At 71.9% G+C, this 14015-nt stretch carries 13 protein-coding genes; 4 read left to right on the plus strand and 9 right to left on the minus strand.

Features of this window, described 5'->3' with window-relative positions; translation table 11 throughout:
* Positions 1–4: 4 nt before the first annotated feature.
* The gene (locus ACWD12_RS07325) at positions 5–862 is read left to right on the plus strand and encodes a PAC2 family protein (RefSeq protein WP_450098706.1); all 858 of its coding nucleotides are present in this window, start codon (positions 5–7) and stop codon (positions 860–862) included.
* Between the two features lie 224 nt (positions 863–1086).
* On the opposite strand, the gene ACWD12_RS07330 is transcribed toward ACWD12_RS07325, so the two are convergent.
* Together ACWD12_RS07330 and ACWD12_RS07335 are read right to left on the minus strand one after the other, a co-directional pair.
* The gene (locus ACWD12_RS07330) at positions 1087–1410 is read right to left on the minus strand and encodes a hypothetical protein (RefSeq protein ID WP_450098707.1); all 324 of its coding nucleotides are present in this window, start codon (positions 1408–1410) and stop codon (positions 1087–1089) included.
* 205 nt (positions 1411–1615) lie between these two features.
* A complete protein-coding gene (locus ACWD12_RS07335) occupies positions 1616–2602 on the minus strand; it encodes an LLM class flavin-dependent oxidoreductase (protein ID WP_358355651.1) in 987 nt (328 codons plus the stop codon).
* A gap of 384 nt (positions 2603–2986) precedes the next feature.
* On the opposite strand from ACWD12_RS07335, the gene ACWD12_RS07340 reads away from it, so the two are divergent.
* Positions 2987–4021 carry an NAD(P)/FAD-dependent oxidoreductase gene (locus tag ACWD12_RS07340; RefSeq protein WP_450098708.1) on the plus strand — a complete coding sequence of 345 codons (1035 nt, stop codon included), beginning with the start codon at positions 2987–2989 and terminating at the stop codon, positions 4019–4021.
* Between the two features lie 91 nt (positions 4022–4112).
* Here the strand turns inward: ACWD12_RS07340 and ACWD12_RS07345 are convergent, their stop codons facing one another.
* Entirely contained in the window at positions 4113–4673 is a 561-nt protein-coding gene (locus ACWD12_RS07345; RefSeq protein WP_450098709.1) for a DUF937 domain-containing protein, read from the minus strand.
* 236 nt (positions 4674–4909) lie between these two features.
* Positions 4910–6349, minus strand: a complete 1440-nt coding sequence (locus ACWD12_RS07350) for an oxygenase MpaB family protein (protein ID WP_450098710.1) — start codon at positions 6347–6349, stop codon at positions 4910–4912.
* 424 nt (positions 6350–6773) lie between these two features.
* On the opposite strand from ACWD12_RS07350, the gene ACWD12_RS07355 reads away from it, so the two are divergent.
* On the plus strand, positions 6774–7811 hold the full coding sequence (locus ACWD12_RS07355; RefSeq protein WP_450098711.1) for a peptidylprolyl isomerase: 1038 nt from the start codon (positions 6774–6776) through the stop codon (positions 7809–7811).
* A 22-nt stretch (positions 7812–7833) separates the two neighbouring features.
* Here ACWD12_RS07355 and ACWD12_RS07360 read toward each other — a convergent pair whose 3' ends face one another.
* Both ACWD12_RS07360 and ACWD12_RS07365 read right to left on the minus strand, forming a co-directional pair.
* A complete protein-coding gene (locus tag ACWD12_RS07360) occupies positions 7834–8556 on the minus strand; it encodes a cation transporter (RefSeq protein WP_450098712.1) in 723 nt (240 codons plus the stop codon).
* Positions 8553–8891, minus strand: a complete 339-nt coding sequence (locus tag ACWD12_RS07365; RefSeq protein ID WP_450098767.1) for an ArsR/SmtB family transcription factor — start codon at positions 8889–8891, stop codon at positions 8553–8555. Before ACWD12_RS07365 ends, ACWD12_RS07360 begins: the two co-directional genes overlap by 4 nt.
* A 216-nt stretch (positions 8892–9107) precedes the next feature.
* On the opposite strand from ACWD12_RS07365, the gene ACWD12_RS07370 reads away from it, so the two are divergent.
* Positions 9108–10241 (plus strand): serine hydrolase domain-containing protein, encoded by a 1134-nt coding sequence (locus tag ACWD12_RS07370; RefSeq protein WP_450098713.1) that lies wholly within the window; start codon positions 9108–9110, stop codon positions 10239–10241.
* An 85-nt stretch (positions 10242–10326) separates the two neighbouring features.
* Here the strand turns inward: ACWD12_RS07370 and lpdA are convergent, their stop codons facing one another.
* From lpdA to ACWD12_RS07385, 3 genes are all read right to left on the minus strand, one after another.
* Positions 10327–11733, minus strand: a complete 1407-nt coding sequence (gene lpdA / locus ACWD12_RS07375) for a dihydrolipoyl dehydrogenase (RefSeq protein ID WP_450098714.1) — start codon at positions 11731–11733, stop codon at positions 10327–10329.
* A 109-nt stretch (positions 11734–11842) separates the two neighbouring features.
* A complete protein-coding gene (locus tag ACWD12_RS07380) occupies positions 11843–12607 on the minus strand; it encodes an SDR family NAD(P)-dependent oxidoreductase (RefSeq protein WP_450098715.1) in 765 nt (254 codons plus the stop codon).
* Between the two features lie 83 nt (positions 12608–12690).
* Positions 12691–13851: a lipid II:glycine glycyltransferase FemX gene (locus tag ACWD12_RS07385; RefSeq protein ID WP_450098716.1), complete on the minus strand. Its 1161-nt coding sequence runs from the start codon at positions 13849–13851 to the stop codon at positions 12691–12693.
* Positions 13852–14015 lie beyond the last annotated feature (164 nt).

Genomic DNA, 14015 nt, shown 5'->3' on the forward strand with positions numbered 1-14015 from the left:
GGACTTGATCGAGCTCGACGACATCCCCGAGCTGGTCGACCCCGTGATGGTGACCGCCTTCGAGGGGTGGAACGACGCGGGCGACGCCGCGTCCGGCGCCGTCGCGCACCTCGACCAGGTCTGGGGAGGCGAGGTCTTCGCGGCGTTGGACGCGGAGGACTACTACGACTTCCAGGTCAATCGGCCGACGGTGTGGATGGAGGGCGACCAGCGGCGCATCACGTGGCCGACGACGCGCCTGTCGGTGGTGCGGGTCCCCGAGCCGCGCCGCGACATCGTGCTGGTGCACGGCATCGAGCCGAACATGCGCTGGCGGTCGTTCTGCAACGAACTGCTGGGCTTCGCGCACGAGCTGGGCGTCGAGACGGTGGTGACGCTGGGCGCGCTGCTCGGCGACACGCCGCACACGCGTCCGGTGCCGGTGACCGGCACGACGTCGGACGCGGTGGTGGCGGCCGGGCTGGGCCTGGAGCAGACCCGGTACGAGGGCCCGACCGGCATCGTGGGCGTGCTCCAGGAGGCGTGTGCGCACGCGGGCATGCCGGCGCTGACGTTCTGGGCGGCGGTTCCGCACTACGTGTCGCAGGCCCCCTCCCCCAAGGCGACGCTCGCGCTGCTGCGCAAGCTGGAGGACTTCCTCGACCTGTCCATCCCGATGGGCGACCTGACCGAGGACGCCCGCGCATGGCAGCTCGGAGTGGACCAGTTGGCGTCCGAGGACACCGAAGTGGCCGAGTACGTGCAGGCGCTGGAGGCGGCGCGGGACGCCGAGGATCTCCCGGAGGCCTCGGGTGAGGCGATCGCCCTGGAGTTCGAGCGGTATCTGCGTCGCAAGGGCGGCGAGCCGGGCCCGGGGCAGTAACCCGGAGTCCCGGCGGCGGATCTCGGCGGCCCGGATGGTGCCGGACCGGAAATGACCGTCGGCATTTGGCCGACAGCAATGCGGGCCGACCACCGATTCCTCGGCGGTCGGCCCCTTTTGCTGGTATTGCTACCGGCTCTTGATGACCAGTGTGCCGCAGATCTTGTCGGCGAAAGTCTGCTTCTTCGTGCCCTAGAGCGGCCACGGGAACCCAAGGAAAAGCGTCAGGGCGTCGAGAATGTGCGCGAGGCCGCGGACGGCCGCCATTCCGACCCCCGGTGACCTGTCCGTCGCTCTCCCGGACCACCCGGATACCCATCTGCTTTTTTGCCGATCGTGGCACCGGTGGTGCCCTGCAGATACGCGATCTCGAAGGGCAGCGTGAACAGCAGGCTGATCAGCCCGTCGATGAAAGTCGCGCTGACGCGGGTGCCCCAGGGCGCATACCAGTTCGCGATGTCGGCCGGGGGCCCGTATCCGGGGGTGCCGGCCTGCCCGCATCCGGGATGGGATTGCGGGGCGGGGCCGGGAGGCGGGGAAAAGGACATGGGTGTTCTCCGTCGCATGGTCGTAGCCCCCGAGATTCACCCGGGGGGCCTGCGGGAAGGAGAACACAGCGTCGCGCGTCGTCGAATGCGTAGCGGTTTTGCCCGGCAATCCGAAAAATCCATTCGGCGATCCCCACCCGGCACCGCGGAATTGTCCGCCTTCGGCGCCTTTCCCGGGATCTGTTCCCGCCTTGCGCCACCACCGCTAACCGATTCCGGCGGCCTCGGCGAAGGCGCGGAGTTCGCGGTTCTTGTCCGGGCCGACCGGCTGGTACGCGATCTCGGTGACCCCGTTGGCGGCCATTTCCTCGATCCGCTCCCGGACCTGGTCGCGCGTGCCGGTCAGGGTCAGCTGGGGCGCGAGCTCGCGCGACTGCTCCCAGATGAGCCGGTCGTGGCGGTTGAGGGCGACGAGGTGGCCGTCGTGCACGGACAGGTGGCGGGCGTCCTCGGGGGCGAGTTCGACCGACTCGCGCCAGACCTGGCCGCCGGGGAAGCCGTCCACGCCGGCCCCGGCGCGCTCGTAGACGGCGTGGTAGATGACGGCGACGGCGGGCCCGGCGGCCTCGCGCACGCGGTCGGACGTGGGGTGCTCGCCGTCCTCGAGGACGGTGCCGAACTGGAGGGTGGCCCGCCAGGCGAACGCGCCCGCCTTCTGGACCGAGCCGACGGAGAAGACGCCGTCGGCGAGGCGTTCGGCGGCGGCAAGTCCCTTGGGGCCTTCGGCGCCGAGGAGGATGGGCACGTCGGACAGCGGGCGCGGCGCGCCGTACCCGGGCAGTTGCAGCATGCGCAGCGTCTTGCCCTCCCACAGGATTTCGTCGCCGCGCAGCAGCGCGCGCAGGGCCGCGACGTACGGTTCGACCTGCGACCAGGGCATGGGCCGCTGGCCGAGCATCATGCGTCCGGTGAACCCGGCACCCAGGGTGACCGCGACACGCCCGGGCGCGAGTTCGGCGAGATGGGCGATGGCGGCGGCGTTGGCCATCGGATGGCGCAGGCTGGGGACCAGGACCGCGGGGCCGAGCCCGATGGTGCTGGTGCGTTCGGCGGCGAGGGCGAGGGTCATCCATACGTCGCCGTACAGGACGGGCGAGTCGTAGCACCAGGCCCGTGTGTAGCCCAGGCGTTCGGCCTCGGCGATGAGGGCGGGGGCTTCGGCCGACGGGGGCAGGGCGCACGAGATCTCCATGGCCGGGACCCTAGTGATCCGCACGGGGAAAGAGAACAGGTTCTTGTTGTGACGGTTCCCGCCGCGGCACGCGCGCAACGAATGCGACGAATGGGGGCCGCGGGGCCACCGGTGCGGCCGCCACCCGGACGGCGTACGCCCGGCGCGTCGCGAACCACTTCGACGTTCGCGACATCTTGCTCGTCAGCGGGCGTCTCGGCGCTTTCCGGGCTGTGACGCAGGGCACGTATCCAGGTAGTGCGAGGCGCCCGTCGATATGGTCGTCGCGGCCCCTGCGGCGATCACATTCAGGGCTGGTCACCCCGTCAGGGACCCGGTCGGCGCGGGCTCCGGCACGGGCTCGCAGTCGGCCGTCCACGCACGCCCTTAGCGAGGGGAGCACGCGTGTCCCAGCCCGTTCAGCCCGTTCAGCCCGTCGAGTCCGCCGACGGCGCATCCGCCGCGACGTCGGCCGAGGCGGACCTGCTGATCATCGGTGCCGGCCCCACCGGCCTGTACGCCGCCTACTACGCCGGGTTCCGCGGCCTCAAGGTCGCGGTTCTCGACTCGCTCCCCGAGATCGGGGGGCAGATCACGGCGATGTACCCGGAAAAGATGATCTACGACGTGGCGGGGTTCCCGGCGGTCAAGGGCCAGGACCTCGTCGACGCGCTCGGCGCCCAGGCCGGGCAGTTCGATCCGCAATACCTGCTCGGCCACCGTGCCGAACACCTCGAACACGGCGAGGACTTTGTCACCGTCACGTGCGACACCGGCCTGGTCGTCACCGCGAAGGTGGTGCTCATCAGCGGCGGCATCGGCACGTTCAGCCCGCGTCCGCTGCCGGCCGCCGACGCGTTCACCGGCGAGGGCGTCGTGTTCTTCGTCCCGCGCCTCGCCGAACTGGCGGACCTGGACGTGCTGATCGTCGGCGGCGGCGACTCCGCGTTCGACTGGGCGATGAGCCTGGAGCCGCTGGCGAAGTCGGTGACGCTGGTGCACCGGCGCGACAAGTTCCGCGCGCACGAGCACACCGTCCAGCGGGTGCTGGCGTCGAGCGTCGAGGTCATCACGTCCTCGGAGGTCGCGGCGCTGCACGGCAACGGCCGCGTCGAGTCGGCGGACATCGTGGCGAAGCTCGACGGCGCCACGCGCACGGTCCCCGCGCAGGCGGTGGTCGCGGCCCTGGGGTTCATCGCGGACCTGGGGCCGATGAGCCGCTGGGGGCTGGAGCAGCGAAAGCGGCACATCCTCGTCGACTCGACGATGCGTACGAATTACGCGCGCGTCTTCGCAGCCGGTGACATCGCCGACTACGACGGCAAGGTCAAGCTGATCGCGACCGGGTTCGGCGAGGCGGCGACCGCGGTGAACAACGCGATGACGGTGATCGACCCGGCGGCGAAGGTGTTCCCGGGGCACTCGTCCGACTCGGGCTGAGCCGCGCCGCGGCGGGCGTGCGGTGCTCCCGTACGCCCGCCCGACGGGCCGTCGCGGCCCGCGTCGCGCCGCCGTCCGTGCGTGCGGGCGGTCAGCGCCGCAGTATGCCCGTGACCCGGTCGACGAGGCCGCCGAGCCCGCCGCGCGGCGCGCGCAGCGGTACGGACGCCTCGGTCGCTATGGCGCCGCCCACGTCCACCGCGCCCACGCCCTTGCCCGCCCCGCGCGCCTTCAGCCGCTTGGCGAGCACCGCGATGATCACCGGCAGCAGCGTCTCGGCGAGGGTGATCGCGACGTGCGCGGGAAGGCCGGTCTTCTTGGCGATGCGCCGCGCCGCGGGACCCGCCGCGCGCCGGATGACCAGGGCCAGGATGCCGCCCTTGATGCCCGCGAGCGGCAGCACCGCCTTGCCGCCGCGTGGACCGGCCGGCGCCGCGACCGGCATGGCCTCGTTGATGGCGCCCGCGACGCGCGTGGCCTCTGTCTTGTTGCGCTCGGCGTCCTCCACGAGGGCGCTGGCGATCGGGGTCACGGACTCCTGCACGATCTTGCGGGCCGCGGCGTCGTCCACGCCGAGCACCCCGGCGATCTTGTTGAGCCGGTCGTCCCCGAGCCGTTTGAGCACCTCGTCGGCGAGTGAACGCCCGCGCATCACGGTCTCCCTGCTCCGGTCCGCCGCCGCACGCGGAGGCGGACGCCGCTGTCGCCACGCGGCGGAACCGCCGGGCCCGCCTGAGGCGCGGCCCATCCGCCGTACGACCCGTCAAATCTCTACAAAACGCTACGTCGGTACGGGACCGCTCGCACGGGGAGCGGCGGCCGGGCCACGCGCCGCGCATCCTGCCGCGGAGTCGGGTCCGAACCTGCTCCCGTACCGCGTCTACCCGCTCAGGCGCGGCCCAGCAGGTATTCGCCGACCTCCGAGTCGGCGCGCCCGGTCAGATACGCGGTCAGCGCCGCCGCGAACTCGTCGAGGCTCACGTGCCCGTCGCGGTCCCGGTCCAGGCGCTCGAAGCCGGTTCGCAACTCCACCTCGGCGATGTCGGCGCGCAGCAGGCGCGCGTAGTCGTCCCGGTCGATGAACCCGTCGCCGTCCCGGTCGGCCGCCCGCGCGACCGCCAGCATCGTCGAATGCAGGACGTGGTCGCGGCCGGCCTCGACGAACGCGGCGTACTCGGCCGCGCTGACCTGGTCGTCGCCCGCCGGGCCCGGTCGGCGGTCGGCGGCGTGCGCGGCGGCGTGTGCGTTGAGCTCCTGCCACCACTGCGCGAAGGCGTCGTACAGCTCGGCCTCGACGGCCTCGTCGGCGTCGAGCTGCGTGACGATGGTGCGCGCCATTCCGGCCATGTCGGACCAGCTGACGTGCCCGTCGCCGGTGCGGTCGAGGATGCGGGCGAACAGGTCCGCCAGGTCCGGGTGTACACGACGGGGAACCGCGCGTGAGCCGCGGTACGCGTCGATGTGCGTCGCGGCGAGCGGCATGTACGCCCGGCGCACCGGCAAGTGCCGTGCCGCCAGGGCCGCGGCGCGCGTCACGAGCGAGACCGCCGCCGCGGCGCCGCGCGGCACCGTCACGGGCATCTGCTCCCGGAACGGGGACGGCAGCATGGCCACGGTGCCGACGATGTACGCCTTGGCCGCGACGCCGCGCACGGCCCCCCACACCGGGGCGGGCAGGAAGGCGAGCCACTGCGGCGGCGGCAACTCCGTTTGCACGGACTCGATGAGCTGGTGCACGCCGCGTGTGTCGCGGAGAACTTCGCGGACCATGCGGTCGAAGTACAGCCGGAAGTCCGCCGCGGTCTTCGGCAGTACGTCCTCCGGAATGCCGAACTCGACCGCCACCGCCCGCCATTCCCGGTACAGGCGGGCCTCGTCGTCGGCGCTCAGCGGCTCGCCGCCGGTCGCGCACATGGTGACCATCGCGTCGTAGAGCGTCAGATGCACCCAGGCCATCGCCTCGGCGTCGACCGCGGAGTACGTGCGGCCGAACTCGTCGGTGCCGTGGATGCGCCTGTGCAGGCGGCGGAGACGGGCGTACTCCTTGGCCCGGTCGAGCCGGGGCACGTAAACCTGCCGCTGGAGGCTGACCACCGTCTGCTCGGCGCGCCGCCACGGGTGCTTGCGGTATGTCGAGTGGTCGGCGACGGCCGCACCGACCATCGGGTGGCCGGTCTCCAGGACCAGCGCGCGGCCGATCACCAGCATCAGCCGCCATTGCCCGAGGTAGCGCCAGGTCAGCGAGTCCGGCCCGGGGAAGTCGGGGCTCAGCCCGGTGCCGGTGGGGGCCGGATCCGGATGGGGGTTCGCCTTCGGATCGCCGGTCATGCGGTGCCTCCCTGGCCGTGTGCGCGCCTCGGATTCGGGAGCGGGTCCACCGACACCATGATGTGACCAGTGGTTACGGTACGCATCCGGGGCGCGTTCGGCGCACACCGTCGGCGCGGCCCCGGTGGGGTATAGGCGCGGTCCTCGCGCGCCCGGGACGTCGGCCTCCGGCGTCCGCCGGGACCCCGTAGGCTCGGCGCGGTATGCGATGGCGGGCATCGCCCGGAACCGGCAGCGGAGTTGGGGGCAGTACGTGGACGACCACCAGCGGTGGGGACAGCAGCCCGGGTGGCAGGATCCGCAGGGGTCCCCGCCTCCTCAGGGGTTCCCGCCCCCGCAGGGGCCCGGAGCGCCGCCGCCGGCCCAGGGGCAGTCCGCCCACGGGCAGCCGCCGCAGGGGCAGCCACCGCAGGGTCCGCCGCCCATGCCGGGGTACGCGCCGGATCCCGTGCACGCCGCCGCTCCCCCCGGTTCCGACCACCCCGGTCCGGCGCGGCCGCAGTACCCGCCGGGGCCCGGGGGCCCCGGCGCCCCCGGTAGCGGTCCGGGCGGCCCCGGCGGCCCGGGTCACGGCAGCGGACCCGGCGGGCGCGGCCGCCGCAACCTCGTGCTCGGCATCGGCGCGGCGGTCATTGTGGCGGCCCTCATCGGCGGAGGAACCTGGTTCCTCACCGACGACGACGGGGACGACGCACCCAAGTCGGGGAGCGCGCAGCAGCCGATCGGCAACCCCGCACCCGCCTCGCCTCCTCCGGGCTCGGACGACACACCCGGGGCCGCGTCGCCGAAGACGCCGTCTTCGGCGACGGGCAAGACGGGCACCGGCAAGGCGACGACCGGCGCGACCGGAACAGGGACCGCAGGCCCCGAGGCCTCGTCGACCGCGGGCGGGGCGGCACCCGGTGCGGCGAAGTGCGACCCGGCGCCCGGGGCCCCGGGGAAGACGACGTACCCGAGCGCGCCGCCGATGACGATCGACACGTCCGCCGCATACACGATGAACCTGGTGACCAGCTGCGGCACCGTCACCGTGAAGCTGAACGCCGCCAAGGCGCCGACGACGGTGAACTCGTTCGCGTTCCTGGCCGGCAAGAACTATTTCGACCACACGCCGTGCCACCGGCTCACCACCGAGGGCATCTTCGTGCTCCAGTGCGGTGACCCGACCGGATCCGGCTCGGGCGGTCCCGGCTACGAGTTCGCCGACGAGAACCTCGCGGGGGCGACGTACCCGGCCGGCACGGTCGCGATGGCCAACTCCGGTCCGGGCACGAACGGCAGCCAGTTCTTCCTGGTCTACAAGGATTCCCAACTGCCGCCGCAGTACACGCCGTTCGGCACCGTCACGGGCGGCATGGAGGTGCTGGAGCAGGTGGCCGCCGACGGCGTGTGGGACGGCTCGGGCGACGGCCCGCCCAAGGCCCTCATCGTGCTCGACGAGGTCACCGTCACCAAGAAGTAGCCGCGTTCGGCTGCGCCTGCCGTCAGCAGCAGGCGCAGCCGTCCGCGCCCGCGCACCCGCCGCCGTCCTCGGTGCCGCCGACGGCCGTTCCGGTGGCCGGGACCGCGACGCAACAGCCTTCACCACGCCAGGCGTTGACGCCCTCCTTGACCGCGATGGCCGCGATGAGCAGCGCGGCGACCGGGTCGGCCCAGGACCAGCCGAGTGCGGCGTTCAGGACGAGCCCGGCCAGGAGTACGGCGGACAGGTACGTGCACAACAGTGTCTGCCTGGAATCGGCGACCGCACTGGCGGAACCGAGTTCGCGACCCGCACCGCGCTGCGCGGCGGACAGGAACGGCATCACCGCGAGCGACACGGCGGCCAGCACAATTCCGGTGACCGACCGGTCCGCGTCGCCGCCTGCGACGAGTGCGCGAACGGCGTCGACGGCCACGTACGCCGCGAGCACGAAGAACGACAACGCGATGACGCGGAGCGCACGTTGCTCCCGGGCTTGCCGCGCGTGGTGGTCGCGCGCGGCGAACTGCCAGGCGACGGCGGCGGCCGAGGACACCTCGATCACGGAGTCGAGGCCGAACCCGATCAGCGCGGTGGACGACGCCGCGGTGCCCGCGACAAGCGCGACGACGGCCTCGACGACGTTGTAGGCGATGGTCGCGGCCACCAGAAGGCGTATGCGCCGGGCCAAGGCGTCGCGTCGGCGCGGGTCGGGGCCGAGCGACACGGCCAGGGGTGCGGTCATCGGCAGCAGCCTTGTTCCGCGGCGTCCGGGCAGCTCGGCGGGTCCTGGGCGGACAGTTGCACGCCGCGCAACGTCTCCAGGACCGCGGCGAGTTCCGGGCGGGCCAGCTCGTACCGTGTGCGCCGCCCGACGGGGACGGCCACGACGAGGCCGCAATCGCGCAGGCACGCAAGGTGGTTCGACAGGCGCGTGCGCGAGATGCCGAGGGTGTCGGCGATGTCCGCCGGGTGCGCGGAGGTGTCCTTCAGCATCAGCAGGACGCGGCAGCGGATCGGGTCGGCCAGCGCGCGCCCGAAGCGGACCAGCGCGTCGATGTCTTCATCGGCGGCAAGCACGGCAGCAGTGGCCTCGGGGGCAGCGGGAGCAGCAGTGGCAGCGGCTGAATGCGGCATGGCAGGAGCGTACAGGGCATCATGAATTCAAGGAATCCTGAACCATAGACGCCCGGCGCACGCATCCACCCGAACGGCCCGGTGCGCCCGCCCGACGGCTCGCCGCACCCGCCCCATGATCGTCAGGACGGGCCGCAACGAGTCGGAGGAGACCCTTACGTGAGAACGCTGTCCCCGCTGCGCCGCGCGGTCGCGGCCGGTGCCCTGGTCCTGGCCGCGGTCGTGCCGACCGCGGTTCCCGCGCAGGCGGGTTCCGGGGCCTCGGGCCTTCCCGGCCGCCTGGACGCGGCGATCCGGCAGACGATGGACGAGGCCGGCATCCCGGGCGTGGTCGTGGGCTTGTGGCGGCCGGGCCATCCCGATTACGTGCGCTCGTTCGGCGTCGCCGACACCACGACCGGCGCGCCGATCGCCGATTACATGAACTTCCGGATCGGCAGCGAGACCAAGACGTTCACGGTGACCGCGCTGCTCCAGCTCGTCGACGACTGCCTGGTCGGGCTGGACGACCCGATCGCCAAGTACGTCGACGGCGTCCGCGACGGCGAGAACATCACCCTGCGGCAACTGGCCGGCATGCGCAGCGGGTTGTTCTCGTACAGCGAGGATGCCGACTTCGCCGCGGCCCTGCTGTCGGACCCCGAGCGGCAGTGGACTCCCGAGGAGCTGCTGCCGTACGGGATGAAGCACGAGAACAAGTTCCCGCCTGGGGCGGCCTTCGACTACTCCAACAGCAACCTGGTGCTGCTCGGCCTGGTGGTGGAGAAGGTGACGGGCCGCAAGCTCGCCGACGTCATCCACGACCGCGTCCTGCGGCCGGGACGCCTGCACCGCACGCTGTTCCCGACGGGCGCGGAGTTCCCGTCGCCGCACCCGCGCGGCTACACGAACCAGACGCTGACCGGCGAGACCGCCGACGCCACGGACTGGAACCCGAGTTGGGGCTGGGCGGCCGGCGCCATGATCTCCAACCTGCGCGACCTGCGCGTGTGGGCGAAGGACCTGGCCACCGGGACCCTGCTCAGCCCCGCCACCCAGGCCGAGCGCCTGAAGATGCAGCCCATCGGCGTCCCCGGCACCTCGTACGGGCTCGGGATCTTCGACAGCAACGGTTGGATCGGCCACAACGGCTCGCTGCCCGGCTACGAGAGCGTCACCGTGTACCTGCCGGAGGAGGACGCCACGCTGGTGGTCCTGCTGAACACCGACTCGTTCCACAACGGGCAGGAGCCCAGCACCCTGCTGGCGAAGGCGATCACGACGATCGCCACCCCGAGCCACATCTACGACTGAGCCGACCGCCGTTGGGGCGGGCGCGACTTCGGTCGGCGGACGGAACGGGCGCGGGCGCCGCAACGGCACCCGCGCCCGTTGCGCGCTACATGTTGATCATGTGGCCGGCGAGGCCGTGGACGGCCTCCTTGACCGCTTCACCGAGGGTCGGGTGGGCGTGCACGTTGCGGGCGATCTCGTGGACGGTGAGGTCCCACTGCTGGGCCAGGGTGAGTTCGGGGAGGAGCTCGGTGGCCTCGGGGCCGATGAGGTGGGCGCCGAGAAGTTCGCCGTACTTGGCGTCGCTGAGGATCTTGACGAACCCGACCGCCTCGCCGAGGCCGTGCGCCTTGCCGTTGGCGGTGAAGGGGAACTTCGCGACCTGGACGTCGTAGCCCTGCTCGCGTGCCTGCGCCTCGGTGAGGCCGAAGCTGGCGATCTGCGGCTGGCAGTACGTCGCGCGCGGCACCATGACGTACTCGACGGGCATGGTCTCCGCGCCGCCGATGGTCTCGGCCGCGACGACGCCCATGGCCTCCGCGGTGTGCGCGAGCATCAGCTTGGCGGTGACGTCGCCGATGGCGTAGATGTGCGGCACGTTGGTGCGGCAGTACGCGTCGATGTCGATCGCGCCGCGGTCGGTGAGGCGTACGCCGGTGTTCTCCAGGCCGTAGCCGGTCACCCGCGGCTGGAAGCCGATGGCCTGGAGGACCTGGTCGGCGCGCAGTTCCCGCCGTTGGCCGTCCTTGCCGGTGACGGTGACCGTGACGCCCGACGCGTCCTCGGCGATGGCCTCGACGCGGGTCGAGGTGAGGACGTCGATGCCGAGCTTGCGGTAGCGGCGGGCGAGTTCGGCGGAGACCTCCTGGTCCTCCAGCGGGACCACGCGGTCCAGGAACTCGACGACGGTGACGCTGACGCCGAAGCTGTTCATGACGTACGCGAACTCGACGCCGATGGCACCCGCGCCGACGATGACGATGCTGGAGGGGAGCTTGTCGGCGAGGATCTGCTCCTCGTAGGTGCGGACCCGCTCACTGAGTTCCGTGCCGGGCAACAGCCGCGTGGTGGCGCCCGCGGCGATGACGGCGTTGTCGAACGTGACGCGCGAGGCGGTGCCGTCGGCGTGGGTGACCTGGAGGCTGTTGGCGTCGAGGAAGGAGCCGACGCCCGCGTATTGCGTGATGTCGTTCTTCTTCATCAGGTAGTGGACGCCCTTGACGCGGCCGTCCGCGACGCGGCGGCTGCGGGCGTGCGCCGCACCGTAGTTGAGGGTGACCGGGCCCTCGATGTCGATGCCGAAGCCCTTGGCGTCGTGGGTGACGATGTGGGCCAGTTCGGCGCTGCGCAGCAGGGCCTTGGAGGGGATGCAGCCGACGTTGAGGCAGACGCCGCCCCAGTACTTCTCCTCCACGATCGCGGTGCGCAGCCCCAGCTGCGACGCGCGGATCGCGGCGACGTAGCCGCCCGGTCCCGCCCCCAGGACCACCACGTCGAAATGTCCGTCGGCCATGCCGATTGCCCCTCTCGGTCGTGTCTCGATCGGTTCCACGTGCTATCCCAGCATCACGGTTCGGTCACCGCACACTCGGGGTATTGACGCCCGGACGCCGGGCTGCCCTCTAGCGGGGCAGACGCCGCCACAACGGGCGGGGCATCAGGCGCATTCCCGCAAAGACCGGGCGCAGCGTTCCGGGGACCCAGACCTCGCCTTTCCCGCGCACCAGGGCCTTGACGGTCGCGTCGGCGACCTGGTCCGGGGTGCTGGACAGCGGCGCGGGCTTCATGCCCTCGGTCATGCGGCCGATCACGAAACCGGGGCGGACCAGCAGGAGATGGACACCGCTGCCGGCGAGGGCGTCGGCGAGGCCGCCGGCGAATCCGTCGAGTCCGGCCTTGGCGGAGCCGTAGACGTAGTTGGCCCGGCGTACGCGCACCCCCGCGACGGACGAGAACACCACCAGGCTGCCGCGGCCCTGGGCGCGCAGCAGGGTCGCGAGGTGCGTGAGGATGCTGACGTGCGCGACGTAATCGGTGTGCACGACGGCGAGGGCGTGCTCGGCGTCGGTCTCGGCGCGCTGCTGGTCCCCGAGGATGCCGAATGCCGTGACGACGACGTCCAGCGGGCCGTACGTCTGCGCGATGCGGTCCAGGAAGTCCCGGTGCCCCGCGGTGTCGTCGGCGTCGAACTCCTCGCGTACGACGTCGGAGGCGCCCGCCGAACGCAGTTCGGCCTCCTGGGGGTCGAGGTCCGCGCTGCGGCGTGCCGCGAGGATGACGCGGTGCGCGCCGCGCCGGGCGAGGCGTACGGCGACGGCCAGGCCGATCTCGCTGCGGCCGCCGAGGACGAGGACTGTTCCGTTCGGTTTCCCGTTCGCTTCCGTCACGGGGACAGTCTGCCGGACCGTGGAGGCTGGGCGGGAATCAGCCGCGGGCGGGTCACGCCGGTACGTCGCTTCCGCGCGCCATGTCAGCGGCCGCGCGCCAGATAGAGCTGAAAGGCGCGGTGCAGCGGGCCGTTGAGGGCGTACTCCCACTCCCCCATGTTCTCCACGACGTGCCCGCCGGTGCCGAGCTTCCAGCGCAGCACGCCGAATCTGCGGTCGTCCGCGTCGATGACGGGGCTGACCATGCGCATGTCGTAGACGGGGATGCCGCGCGCGTGGGCGTCGCGGATCATCCGCCATTGCAGGGCGTGGCTCGGCCGCACCTCGCGGCCTTGGTCGGCGGACGCGCCGGTCTGGTACCAGACGCGGTTCCCGACGCTGAGCATGGTGTGGGCGGCGAGCAGGCGGCCTTGATGACGGGCGAGGTACAGGCGCATGCGCCCGGGTTCTTCGGTGTTGAGGACGCGGTACTGGCGGCTGTAGTACTCGAGCGTGCGGCCGAGGCGGAAGCCGTTGCGGGCCTCGGTGACGCGCAGGAGGTCGAAGAACTGGGGGAGGTCGGCGGGGCCGCCGACGGTCGTCTCGACGCCCGACTTCTCGGCCTTGGCCAGGCCGCGCCGCCACTCCTGGTTCATGCCCGCGCGTATGTCGTCGAGTCCGCGGCCCCGCATCGGCAGGTGGAACACGTAGCGCGGCTGGGCGTCGTCTCCGCCTCCCGAGCCGGCGGCGCGCCAGCCGCGTGTGTGCAGGCGGTTTGCCAGGGTGGCGCCGACCGGGTCGATCTCGTCGGGGGTGACCTGGTCGAGGTGGGTCAGGCCGCGCTTGACCGCGTCCTTGACGGTCTCGCCGTACCAGCGCCGGTGGGCGGGTGCGGGGCCCATGCGTACCGTGAACACGCCTTGTGCGCGCAGGTGGGCGAGCAGCGGGTCGAGCCAGCGATCGATGTCGTGGTCGTCCCAGTCGATGACGGGGCCTTCGGGCAGGTAGGCGAACCACAGCGGCAGCTTCGGCACCTTGCGGTAGAGCACGAGTGCGGCGCCGACCTGCGTGCCGTTGGTGTCGAACCATCCGACGCTTTCGCCGCGCCAGCCGGTCTTCACCTCTGCCCAGGCGGGGTACTGCAGGAATGCGGGATCAGGTCGTGAGCGCAGGTACGCGAAGTGCTCGCGGCGGTCGATCGGGGCAAGGACGAGGCTCCGCCCGGGTATCGGCGGAGCGCTCGGGGTGCGCAGCAGTGTGGCCATGATCCGTATCCCCTCCGACGAGCGTTCTCGGTGTCCCGTCGTTCCTTGCGACTCCGGGTCGGCGGGTTTGTGTTGCACATTTTCGAGCGGAAATTCCGAGATATTTCGGTGGCCGAAATCGTGCAACGCGAGTACGTGCCGAGGGCGTCAGTGATGGGGAAAGG

The sequence above is a fragment of the Streptodolium elevatio genome, from assembly GCF_053592165.1.